At 49.7% G+C, this 11629-nt stretch carries 10 protein-coding genes and 1 riboswitch; of the genes, 6 read left to right on the forward strand and 4 right to left on the reverse strand.

Annotated features, from left to right (window positions below; all coding sequences use genetic code 11):
- Positions 1-15: 15 nt before the first annotated feature.
- Positions 16-828 (reverse strand): SDR family NAD(P)-dependent oxidoreductase, encoded by an 813-nt coding sequence (locus IEY53_RS10175; RefSeq protein ID WP_189024537.1) that lies wholly within the window; start codon positions 826-828, stop codon positions 16-18.
- A gap of 154 nt (positions 829-982) precedes the next feature.
- Here IEY53_RS10175 and IEY53_RS10180 point away from each other — a divergent pair, with 154 nt between their 5' ends.
- The 6 genes from IEY53_RS10180 to IEY53_RS10205 all read left to right on the forward strand — a co-directional run bounded on the left by IEY53_RS10180 (position 983) and on the right by IEY53_RS10205 (position 7708).
- Positions 983-1951, forward strand: coding sequence for a helix-turn-helix transcriptional regulator (locus tag IEY53_RS10180; protein ID WP_189024538.1), 969 nt, complete (start codon positions 983-985; stop codon positions 1949-1951).
- 88 nt (positions 1952-2039) lie between these two features.
- On the forward strand, positions 2040-3290 hold the full coding sequence (locus IEY53_RS10185; RefSeq protein WP_189024539.1) for a methyl-accepting chemotaxis protein: 1251 nt from the start codon (positions 2040-2042) through the stop codon (positions 3288-3290).
- 597 nt (positions 3291-3887) lie between these two features.
- A riboswitch (cyclic di-GMP riboswitch) is annotated at positions 3888-3982 on the forward strand.
- A gap of 162 nt (positions 3983-4144) precedes the next feature.
- Positions 4145-5785, forward strand: a complete 1641-nt coding sequence (locus IEY53_RS10190) for a thiamine pyrophosphate-binding protein (protein WP_189024540.1) — start codon at positions 4145-4147, stop codon at positions 5783-5785.
- 9 nt (positions 5786-5794) lie between these two features.
- Entirely contained in the window at positions 5795-6190 is a 396-nt protein-coding gene (locus tag IEY53_RS10195) for a carboxymuconolactone decarboxylase family protein (RefSeq protein ID WP_189024541.1), read from the forward strand.
- A gap of 122 nt (positions 6191-6312) precedes the next feature.
- Positions 6313-6693: a hypothetical protein gene (locus tag IEY53_RS10200; protein ID WP_229696076.1), complete on the forward strand. Its 381-nt coding sequence runs from the start codon at positions 6313-6315 to the stop codon at positions 6691-6693.
- A gap of 22 nt (positions 6694-6715) precedes the next feature.
- Complete coding sequence (locus IEY53_RS10205) at positions 6716-7708, forward strand: ketoacyl-ACP synthase III (RefSeq protein WP_189024543.1); 993 nt, start codon at positions 6716-6718, stop codon at positions 7706-7708.
- A gap of 95 nt (positions 7709-7803) precedes the next feature.
- On the opposite strand, the gene glpK is transcribed toward IEY53_RS10205, so the two are convergent.
- The 3 genes from glpK to IEY53_RS10220 all read right to left on the reverse strand — a co-directional run bounded on the left by glpK (position 7804) and on the right by IEY53_RS10220 (position 11599).
- Entirely contained in the window at positions 7804-9297 is a 1494-nt protein-coding gene (gene glpK / locus IEY53_RS10210; protein WP_189024545.1) for a glycerol kinase GlpK, read from the reverse strand.
- Between the two features lie 145 nt (positions 9298-9442).
- A complete protein-coding gene (locus IEY53_RS10215; protein WP_189024547.1) occupies positions 9443-10882 on the reverse strand; it encodes a HAMP domain-containing sensor histidine kinase in 1440 nt (479 codons plus the stop codon).
- The gene (locus IEY53_RS10220; RefSeq protein ID WP_189024549.1) at positions 10883-11599 is read right to left on the reverse strand and encodes a response regulator transcription factor; all 717 of its coding nucleotides are present in this window, start codon (positions 11597-11599) and stop codon (positions 10883-10885) included.
- Positions 11600-11629 lie beyond the last annotated feature (30 nt).

An 11629-nucleotide genomic window follows, 5' to 3' on the forward strand; every position in this document is an offset into this window, starting at 1 on the left:
CTTTTGCATAAAACGTTACTCGGGAACCTTGAAGACAGGTACCCTGCGCCCGTCGATATCTGTAAATCCGTACGTTTCGGCGAGCCTCCCCACTTGCTGCGGCACTCCTGTCCTGGACATGATCTCCGGATCGGCAGCCATTGCCCTCACGGCCCGGCCGATATACGCTGTGGATTCAGAATTGCGAAGGTCCTCAACCTCCTGCCAATGATCTTCATCGGTATTCATACTTTCAAGCACCAGTTCCGTTCTCATCCAGCCCGGTGACAGCGGGATTACCGCTATGCCATCCCCGGCCAACTCGATCGAAAGACCGTAGGCCATGCGCACCAATGCATTTTTAGCCAAATCATAATAGAAGTGGCCGATATATTTATCGTCATCCCAAAAGGTGGTATGGACAATAAGCCCTCCTTGCGGTGACTTGCGCATTAGCGGAATCGCAAAATGATTCGTCATGAGCTGAGCCCGCACTCCTGCATCGAACATATTCTTCCAGTGATCGGTCTCAAGCTCCCAGAAGGGTTTGTTCTCAATTTTCAGATCATTGCCGCCCCATACATTATTCACTAAAATATCCAGTCTGCCTTGCTCTTGCAAGATTCTCCGGACAGTTTCTTCAGTCTCCCGGTCCTCGGTGTGGTCACAACGAAGCGCGGCGCCTGCCCCCCCGCTTTGTTCCATTTCCTTCACAACATCGTTCAGATTATCATGTCTTCCGGTAACATACACATAGGCGCCAGCCTTGGCCAACTCCAATGCAATCCCTCTGCCAGCCCCTCTGCTTCCTCCGGTAACCAAAGCAATTTTCCCTTTTAATTCTGTCATCCTTTTGCCTCCTGTTCGCTCTGTAACTTTACGTTGTTATAAGCCTCTCTCCTCTTACTTAATTAAGCATAAGCTTTATATATGACATCAATTGACATATTAAAAGGATACGATAGAATTAATTTTATTAGATTTTACAAGGGGGTTAATTCTTATGAGAGCAGATCGTTTATTATCCATACTGCTGCTGCTGCAAAATCGCGGAAAAATGTCCTCGCGTGAACTGGCACAACTGCTTGAGGTATCGGAACGGACAGTGTTTCGGGATATGGAGGCGCTCAGCGCATCCGGGATTCCGGTACTGGCTGAACGCGGCCGCGAAGGCGGCTGGATGCTGACCGAGGGCTACCGCACCTCCCTGACAGGCATGAAGCCGCAGGAGATCGCCTCCCTGCTGCTCTCAGCAGACTATTCGATATTAAGTGACCTGGGAATCCAGAAGGACTATACAGCGGCTGTACGCAAACTGGAGGCCGTCTCCTCAACACAGCCCGGGTCAGTGATGAGCTATCTTAGCCAACGCATCCATGTCGACGGGGCGAGTTGGCAACCTTCCGATGAATCCTATCCTTTTCTCTCCCTCCTGCAAGAGGCGCTTTGGGAAGACCGCAAGGTCAGCATCTCTTATCTGCGGAACGGGGAAACTGTAGAACGGCTGATCGAACCTTTGGGGCTGGTTGCCAAGCGCGGAGTCTGGTATATCGTGGCGCGCAGCACGGAAGGGCTGAGAACCTATAGGGTATCCAGAATGGTGCGTGCCGAAGCCAGCAGGGAGACTTTTACGCGGCCGGAGGATTTTGATCTGATGCGTTATTGGGAGGAATCGACCCAGGCCTTCAAATCTGCGCTGCCCCGTTATCCGGCGAGAGTGCTCGTCAAAGAGGAATATTTGCAGGCATTCACCAGGGAGCGTTATGTCACAGTGATTGCCACAGAAGCAGCCTCTAGGCCTGGTTGGGTTGTGGCAGAAGCAGAATTCAACACCCTGGAGTCAGCCTGCCGGATCGTATTATCGTTTGGTCCACAGGTAAGTGTCACAGCCCCGCAGGAACTCATAGATAGTGTTGTGGCTGCCATCCATGAAACTTTTGGCTTATATGATGAGCATGATATCAGAAATTAATTTTATGTCAGTTCTCACAATAGACCAATAGACCCTTAATCCCCTATAATATTACAATACTTAACCATATAAGGGGGACAAATTTCCTATGAGCTGGATGAACAAGCTTCCGCTTAAGCAAAGAATTGTTGCCGGTTGTTACCTGGTCGCAGCATTATTCTCCATCCCGGTATTAGTTACGTTTGTTGTAATGGGCAACATCATTGTTGGCATTATCCTGGTAGTACTCCTTGCATCCCTGACTTACCCGCTCTCACGGTTTGTTGAGAGAACGCTTACATCTTCATTTGATGACATTTCGAATGTAACACACACGATTGCCAAGGGAGACTTTACAAACCGTGCCGATGAGAACGGTTCCATGGGAGAAGTCAGCCGCTCCTTTAACACCATGATTGACAAGCTCAAGAAGATCCTGACCGAAGCTTCCCAGATTACCCGTCAGGTTATGGATGCCAGCCGCGGGATCGAGGACAAGAACCAGAATCTGAAATTCGTCATGTCGCAGGTGGCCTCCTCATCCAACGAGCTGGCCCTTGGCGCCAACGAGATCTCGCTCGATATCTCCAATATGACCGAATCTATCAAAGACATTGAAGTCAAAGTCTCGAACTATACCAGCTCGACCAAAGAAATGAACAGAAGATCCGTACATACCCTTGAATTAGTTGAAAAAGGCCGCCAATCCGTAGACACCCAATCGGAAGGAATGCGCAAGAATATTGAAGCAACGCAAAAGGTTGCGGATACGATTGAAGCCCTTTCGCAGAATGCCCGGGGCATTACGATGATTACCAGGACGATCACTGAAATAGCCGAACAGACCAACCTGCTCTCGCTGAATGCTTCCATCGAAGCGGCCCGGGCCGGAGAGCATGGACGCGGGTTTGCCGTCGTTGCCCATGAGGTCCGCAAACTTGCCGAAGAATCCACAGCTTCGACCAAAGAAGTCTTCAGTCTCGTGCGCAGCATTGAAGCTGACATCCAGCAGGCAATTGATAATATTGCTATTAATGAAGAGGTTGTGCAGGTACAGAATGAAATGATCCTGCAGACCGCAAATATATTCGCACAAATTGTCCAGAGTGTCCAGTACATAACCGAGCAAATTGCCTCATTCTCTGCGGAGAGTGACCTGATGCTGGAAAGTGCGCTGAAGATATCGGGAGCGATTGAGAATATCTCGGCGATTACTGAACAAACCGCGGCCGGAACCGAAGAAGTGTCCGCTGCCATGAATGAGCAGATTCACGCTCTGCAGTCTGTTGCAGAAGAAACCGAGAAAATGACAAACGCGGTGTTTCAGTTGCAAAAGACCATTCATATCTTCAAATTTTAGTATAAACTGAATCGGGCTGACACATAATTTTCAACTTTATGTGTCAGCTTTTTTCCGCCCAAAGAGAGGCCGTTTGGGTCCGGAGTTAATATCCCTTGGGAAATTGCAAAACCTAAGTCTCCCCCATTTGTACTAATCCTCTTCTGGGTGCCGGTTTTCTTATACGCTTTCATATTCAGGAGTTTTATCCTCTGGAGAAACCTGATTCATTATACCTATCCTGATTCTTTCATCCTAAATCGACTAATCCCCTCTAAATATTTAAATATTTGATTTTATTTCGCCGGGGACGATTTTCAGCCTTCTGTCCGACTGGTTCTTAGTACCCACATCCAGAATCAAGTGACAATTTGCATTTTTTTATAATTTATCATGTTTTTTTCCGCCAGAATCAACCTTGGACTATTCGTCAACCGGATGATTTCTCATCCTTTTTATTACCTGAAACTGCTGCGTCACAGCTTTTTAAGAGTTCATTTCCCCGGGTCCGCTTAGTCGCTTTTTTCGTCAAATTTCGCGTTGTTTTGTATTAATTATATTGACAAAGAAAGTCGAGAAATATATTGTAAAGGAAAATTATTCTTCTTATAACTGCTAAATAAATATGGGCAAAATTCCCGAAAGGGAATGACGCAAAGCCATGGATCTACAGTCTCATTTAAGGATGGGACCATGACTGCCAGGTTGCTGAAAGACCGAATCACTGAGTCATCATGCAGTTTTTTGGAAATTTGTGCTCCTCGCCTGTGCTCATCCCTAGAGTACAGGTTTTCTTCTTTTCACTTTCCCTGGCAGAGGCTAACTTTTTGAGGGTCAAAGAACGATATTAGTATTAACAACAATTCATTTGTGAGGTGTATCCGTTGAAAACAGTAGCAGATTATATGGCTAAGGCCCTACACGACCTTGGAGTCACCCATTCCTTTGGGATCATTGGTAAATCTATCTGTCCTGTAGTTTTGAAAATGGTAGATTACGGGATCGAGTTCATTCCGGGCAGACATGAGGCAAGTTCCGGATTTGCAGCTTCCGGTTACGCTCTGAAAACCGGGAATCTGGGCGTAGCCTTCGGGACCTCCGGCCCTGGTGGGACCAACCTGCTGACAGCTGCGGCCCATGCCAAAGCCAACAACCTGCCGGTCCTGTTTATAACAGGCCATCAATCCATTAAAGAGCTTGGCATTCCGCAATGCCAGGATTCCTCCTCCTATCTTGCAGACCTGGCGGAAATGTTCCGACCGGCCACCCTGTTCAGCAAAATGATCGAACGCGGCGATCATTTCAGCACTATTTTTAATCATGCTGTTTCTATTGCGCTAGGAACCGTACGCGGCCCCGTTCATCTGTGCATCCCCTTCGATGTTCAGACGGAAATGCTGGAAGAATGCCCTATTGTACTGCCTGAAAGAGAGTCTCTCGTCAGCCTTGCCAATCTCGAACGTGTAATTACAGCAATTAATCATTCGAGCAGCCCGTTAATCATTGCCGGCAAAGGCGTGAACCGTTCAGGAGCCCATAAAGAGCTGATCCAGCTCGCCGAAACCTTCAATATTCCCATCGTCACCTCCCCCGGAGGCAAAGGCGCCATTCCTTGGGATCATCCGCTGTATCACGGACCCATTGGGGTAGGCGGCTGTGCTCATGGCGACAATCTGTTGAACGAAAGTGATTTGCTTATTGTCCTGGGTTCACGTCTAAGTGATATGACTATCTGCAATCTAAAACGTGAAAATCATCCGCATACCTTGATTCAGTTCGACTGCGACCCAACCTTTGTCGGGAAAATACTCAGCTCCAATACTGTAGCAGTCACGGGAGACCTCCGCGATAATCTGGTGCTCTATCTGAATAATATAAATCCGGAAACTATTACAAAACGGGAAACCAAAACCGTTAATTACACTGAGGAGCTGCCTGTACTCGACAAACTGTCCCTGGCTTCGGTTCTCAGCACCATGAGTGATTTGATTCCATATAACAATACTGTTTTTGTAGATGACGGCAGCCATGGATTCCATGCGGTTAAATGGTACAAGACCAAAAAGCCCGGCAGTTTTGTATTTGACGCTTATTTTGCCTGCATGGGCAATTCAATTGGCATGGCGATCGGGGCCAAAGTAGCTTCTCCTGCAGAAACTATTTTCTGCATCACCGGCGACGGTTGTTTTATGATGCTGGGTACCGAGATTAACACTGCCGTATGCAAAGATATTCCGGTCATCTTTATCGTGGTCAACAATATGCAGCTGGATATGGCACTCAAAGGGATGGCGAAAACTACCGGACGGATTGACGGGACATTATACGAAGTACCTATGGATGCGGTGAAATTCGCAGAGTCTCTGGGTGCTGTAGGGTTTAAATGCGAGACAGAGGAACAATTTGCCGCTGCAATTCATGACGCCGTAGCCCTGAACCGTGTGGTTGTTATTGAGCTGCTGACAGATCGTGATGAAATCCCGCCCACTGCACACCGCACGCTAAATCTCAACTAGGAGGCCTGTATGAACGACAACATCAACAGTGGTTTGAATCATTTCGCTGCTTTATCGGGAGATTACGGGGCCAAGGCACTTGCCCCCATCAAAGAGAACTTTCCTGAACTGGCCGAATTTATTATGGGCAGCGCTTATGGAGATATTTTTCAGCGAAATACTATCGGGGATGACTGGAAGGAAATTGCGATCATCTCTGCACTGATTTCCATGGGGCAATTTGACCAGCTTGGGGTCCATTATGTGATGGCGCTCAGCGTGGGAATGTCTGTGGAGCAAATTAAAGGAATTTTGCTGCATTTGACCCCCTGCCTGGGGGCTCCGAGAGTCATCAGCGCCTTTAATGTGCTTTTGGCCACACTCGAAGAAATCGATTATTCCACAATTCGACAAAATAACATATAATTCGACTTTGTTTATTGCATATAGATGAAAAATAAGGTTATAATGGACTTGAAAACTACCAAGATAAGACTATAATGTCGAATTTTGCCGGAGTCCGTATCGGATTGCACAAAAAGATTGATATGAATCACAACAATGGGAGCGATGTACAGATGGGTAAATTTGTATTAAAGACAGACACTGCAAAAAAAGTGATTAACATTGAGCTTGACGGAACCTTCTCCGAAGAGGATGGCGTAAAATCCATTCAAGCCTATCAACAAACGATCAATCCGATTAACCCAGCCGACTACGAGCTGCAGATTGATTGCAGAAAGCTGAATGTAACCGCTCCGGATGTAGTGCCTTTGCTGGAGGGATGTTTCGTTATGTTCAAATCCGACGGATTTGTACGGGTAAATCTTACACTTGAGAACAACCCGATCCTCAAAATGCAGCTGGCTCGTCTGGGCCGCAAAGCAGGTCTCGACAACCTGGAAATCATCTCGACGGCAAAAGCTTAAGACATATTTTAGGAGGAATCATATGCCCGGAATTCGTATTAAGGACATCGATATCTATCATCCTAGCAACAAGGTCGGCAATGACTTTTTTATACAGCATTTTGACGAAAAGGGTATCGAAATTCGCGGGCTTCTAGCCGCTCTGGGCAGAAATACACGCTACCGCATTGACAATGAGGATGAGAATTCCTTGACCATGGCTTTTGAAGCAGCAAGCAATGTGCTGGAAAAAGCCGGACTTACCGGTGCGGATATCGATCTGATCGCCTATGCGAGTCAGACTCCAGAGTATATCTTTCCTACCAATTCATTAATGATTCACCGGCTGATTCATGGTGCATCCCATACCATTTGCATCGACAGCAATGCAAACTGTGCCGGAATGACCGCTTCTGTTGAGCAGGTAAGCCGGCAAATGATGGCGAATCCGCGGATCCGGCGGGCACTTGTGATTGGTTCCGATCACGTGGCTCCACATGCCGACAGAAATGACCCGGTCTACTATGCGAATTTTGGCGATGCGGCTGCAGCTGTTATTCTGGAGCGTGACGAGGATTCGACAGGATTCATAGATTCCATTTACCAGACTGACACCTGTGTGTACGGAAATTCCCTTTTCCCCGCCGAAGGCTTGGCCAACCTGGGGAGACATGGTGTTGCTGCAGGAGAATTCAATGTCAAGTTCATCCCTTTTGATGATTCCATCTGTGTGGATGCTGCCTCTGAATCTATTCAAACCCTGCTCTCTCGCAACAACATAACACCGGGAGAGATTAAAGCGGCCTGCTTCTCCCAGTTGTCGCTGCCTAACATTCTGGCCGTTGCCGAGAAGACCGGAATCGATAAGGATGTCGCAGTCTACATCGGAGACGAGTTCGGTTATACCTCGACCAGCAGCCCCTTTATGGCGCTGCACAGAGCTGTTAGCACAGGACAGGTTATCCGGGGCGACAAGGTTTTGTTCTGGACGGTTGGTGCCGGCTGGCAGAATGTCGCATTTGTCATCGAATACTAGGATCATAAAAGGGTCTCCGGCCGCCATGAAATGGCAACCGGGAGACCCTTTTTGTTATTCGGGATTTTTAGAACAATAACACCATATGATTGCCTTTACCGGTGACCTTCGTGTTTCTCCCAGCCCATCGTACGCGATACCGCATCCTGCCAGGCATGATAACGGCGTTCCCGTTCCTCTGGCTCCATCAGCGGTGAAAAGACCTTCTCGGCTTTATTAAAGCGCTCCAGCTGTTCTCTGCTCCAGACGCCCGAGGTGAGCCCTGCCAGCAGTGCAGCCCCCAGTGCAGTCGTCTCTGCATAAGCTGTACGGGTAACCTCACTGCCCAGAATATCGGCTTGAAACTGCATCAGCAGATCATTGCGGACTGCTCCTCCGTCGACACGCAGTCCTGTCAGCGGCATGCCGGCATCCTTCTCCATCGCTCCAATAACGTCTCTGGACTGGAAGGCCAGAGATTCGAGCGTTGCCCGTACCAGATGCCCGGAGGTTGTGCCCCGGGTCAAGCCAAACACGGCGCCACGGGCGTACATATCCCAATAGGGAGCACCCAGTCCGGTAAACGCCGGGACGACGACAACCCCGTCACTGTCTTCTACCTCTCTTGCTTTGTCCTCAGAGCCCGCAGGAGCTGAAATAACCCCCAGCCCCTCCTGCAGCCACTGGACAGCCGCTCCGGCGACGAACACACTGCCCTCAAGCGCATAATACAGCTCCTCACCCATTCCCCAAGCCACTGTGGTCAGCAATCCATGGCTGGAGGTTACCGCTTCGGTTCCGGTATTCATCAGAATGAAGCAGCCTGTTCCATACGTATTTTTGGCGCTGCCCGCTTCCAGACAGGTATGCCCAAATAAAGCAGCCTGCTGGTCCCCCAGAACGGAACGAATGGGAATCTCCGTACCGAACCAGCAGGATTCCGCGAAGCCGAATTCTCCGCCCGACATTCTCACTTCCGGCAGAATGCAACGGGGAATCCGCAGGGCTTCCATTAACTGCGCATCCCACTCACGGTCATGCAGATTGAACAGCATAGTTCTAGAGGCATTTGTAACATCCGTAGCGTGGACTTCCCCGCCAGTCAGCTTCCAGATGAGCCAGCTGTCTATGGTTCCTCCGAGCAGTTCTCCCCGTTCAGCCCGCTCCCGTGCCCCGTCTACGTGATCCAGGATCCACGCCAGCTTCGTGGCCGAGAAATAGGCATCCACCACCAGCCCCGTCTTGCGGGCAATTAACGGAGCCAGCCCCCTGTTCTTCAATTCTTCGCACTGCTGTGCGGTACGGCGGTCCTGCCACACAATGGCGGGATAAATAGGTTGTCCGGTAGCCTTCTCCCAGATCAAGGCCGTCTCCCGCTGATTGGTGATCCCGATGGCGGTGATTGCAGCAGCAGGCTGTCCGCTTGCCTGGATGGCATCCCTTGCCGCTGCGAGCTGAGTCTCCCAGATCTGCTCCGGATCATGCTCCACCCACCCGGGATACGGGAAGGACTGCCTGATTTCATATTGCCCCTGAGAGATCATCCCAGCCTCCTGATCGAACAAAATGGCCCGCGAACTGGTTGTGCCTTGGTCCAATGACAAAATCATTCTATAAGCCTCCTAATAAGTTTGGTTAGCGCAGGCTTCTCTTGGGTTACCGGTTCGGATATGTTCCACGATGAACAAGATTAATGTGTTCATTTCAACAAAAAGCACCCCTGCTGTCAGAGGCGCTGTCATGCTTTGTTTGTTATTACTGTTTTTCGACAGGAAGTCGAAGGGTGAACACTGTACCCTCTCCAAGCTTGCTGGCAGCAAAAATATGGCCTTGATGCGAGGATACGATATTCTTGACAATGGCCAGACCCAGTCCGGTACCACCCGATTCGCCTCTCACACGTGCCTTGTCTGCCTTGTAGAAACGCTCAAAGATAAAAGGCAGATCTTCCGGCGGTATACCCACCCCTTCATCCTGTATTTCTACCTCAAGGTAGCGGCGTCCTTCCAGTACAATCGTACCGGCCTGAATGGTAATATGCTTCCCTGCCAGCGTATGGCGAAAAGCGTTATCGAGCAGATTCGTGAGCACCTGCTCCAATTTATCTTCATCTGCCGCTTTAAGAAGCAGCCGCTCGTCAGGCTTGCTGAACTCCAGCAGAATCTCCCGCTCTTTGGCCCGGACTGTGAATTTGCGGTATACCCGGTCAAGCAGCTCGCCCAGGTCCACCTGGACCTTCATCATATCCATATGTCCGGCTTCCATGCGGGCCATGTCGAGCAGATCCTTAACCAGCCGACCCATGCGCAGCGATTCATCATGGATCACCTGAATCAGCTCGCTGCTCTCTTCCGGCGAAGATGCCATCCCGTCAAGCAGGGCCTCACTGTAGCCCTGCATCATCGAGAGCGGCGTCCGGATCTCATGTGAGACGTTAGCCACAAAGTCACGGCGCATCTTCTCCAGCCGGACCTCTTCGGTGACATCGCGCAGAACCGCTACCGCTCCGCGTATGCTGTTCTCGGAGTACAGCGGCGCCATGTGCACAGACCATACTCCCTGCCGCACATGAACGTTCGAGCGCTGGTCGCCGCCCTGCTCCAGCGTAGTGTTGAACAGGGGCAGCAGCGGAGGGGGAACGCTGCCTGGCAAGTCCACTTCCGGACTTGACTCCGCTTCGTTCTCCTGCTCCCATGGAATATCGCTCCAGTTCTCCAGCAGCGCTTGTCCATGCGGATTAGTCAGGATGATCCGCCCGGCAATATCGAAAGTTATGACCGCATCACTCATGCTGCGTAGCACACTGGACAAATGTCCCTTTTCATGATTAAGGCTGCGGATATTGGCTTCCAGCTCTTCAGCCATATGATTAAAGGAAGTAGCCAGCTGACCAATCTCATCGCTGTTTACAAGCGTCAGCCTTGTCCCATATTCGCCGCGGCGGATATTGTTGGCCGCCTTAATCACCTGCTGCATAGGCTGGGTAATCTTGGTGAACAGAAATAACGCAAAAAACGTTGTCAGGGAAAAGCCTATCATACAGGTATACAAAAACAAACGTTTAATCGCCCCGGAATTGGCAAAATTGCTGTCGATATAGGGCAGCAGGAATAACCCCAGCGTCATCAATACGACAGCAACCAGACAGATGATCGTGACCCACAGCTTGCCGACCAGAGTTCTCCAGAAGTTCACTTACTTGGGAACCTCGAGTTTATAGCCTACTCCCCACACGGTCGTGATCATTGCTGCAGATTCCGGCGATACCTTGTTCAGCTTCTCGCGAAGTCTTTTGACATGTGTGTCCACGGTGCGCAAATCTCCAAAGAACTCATAATTCCACACATCCTTGAGCAGTTCCTCGCGTGAAAATACTTTATCCGGCGAAATCGCCAGATAATGCAGCAGCTCATATTCTTTTGGCGTCAAGCTTACTTCCTGGCCGCCTGCCGTTACACGGTGGGCATCATGTTCGATAATCAGATGTGGAAATACAATATTGTTGCTTGAATTGGTCTCCTTGGATAAAAAGGCTGTTGCCGAAGAACGGCGCATAATGGCCTTGACCCGATAGATGACCTCGCGCGGACTGAATGGCTTCACAACGTAATCGTCCGCTCCCATCTCAAAGCCCTGCACGCGGTTAATCTCTTCACCCTTGGCGGTCAGCATCAATACAGGTGTTGATTTGACGCCTCTAAGCCTTGTCAGCACTTCAATCCCGTCAATGCCCGGAAGCATGACATCCAGAAGAATCAGACCGTAATCATTGGCTGTTGCTTTGCGAAGAGCAATCTCACCGTCTTCCGCCTCGTCAATTTCGTATCCTTCTTTTTCGAGGTACATTTTGAGCAGGCGGCGGATACGTTCCTCATCATCCACCACCAGAATTCTATTCAAATGCTCTGCCATTTCACAACAACCCCTTCATCTAATACAGTA

The sequence above is a fragment of the Paenibacillus albidus genome (genome assembly GCF_014644435.1).
Classification (GTDB): Bacteria; Bacillota; Bacilli; order Paenibacillales; family Paenibacillaceae; genus Paenibacillus_AQ; species Paenibacillus_AQ albidus.

Coding starts and splice junctions, on each gene's coding strand:
- IEY53_RS10175 (WP_189024537.1), bottom strand. CDS start 828: ATGACAGAATTAAAAGGGAAAATTGCTTTGGTTACCGGAGGAAGCAGA.
- IEY53_RS10195 (WP_189024541.1), top strand. CDS start 5,795: ATGAACGACAACATCAACAGTGGTTTGAATCATTTCGCTGCTTTATCG.
- glpK (WP_189024545.1), bottom strand. CDS start 9,297: ATGATTTTGTCATTGGACCAAGGCACAACCAGTTCGCGGGCCATTTTG.
- IEY53_RS10180 (WP_189024538.1), top strand. CDS start 983: ATGAGAGCAGATCGTTTATTATCCATACTGCTGCTGCTGCAAAATCGC.
- IEY53_RS10200 (WP_229696076.1), top strand. CDS start 6,313: ATGAATCACAACAATGGGAGCGATGTACAGATGGGTAAATTTGTATTA.
- IEY53_RS10220 (WP_189024549.1), bottom strand. CDS start 11,599: ATGGCAGAGCATTTGAATAGAATTCTGGTGGTGGATGATGAGGAACGT.
- IEY53_RS10185 (WP_189024539.1), top strand. CDS start 2,040: ATGAGCTGGATGAACAAGCTTCCGCTTAAGCAAAGAATTGTTGCCGGT.
- IEY53_RS10205 (WP_189024543.1), top strand. CDS start 6,716: ATGCCCGGAATTCGTATTAAGGACATCGATATCTATCATCCTAGCAAC.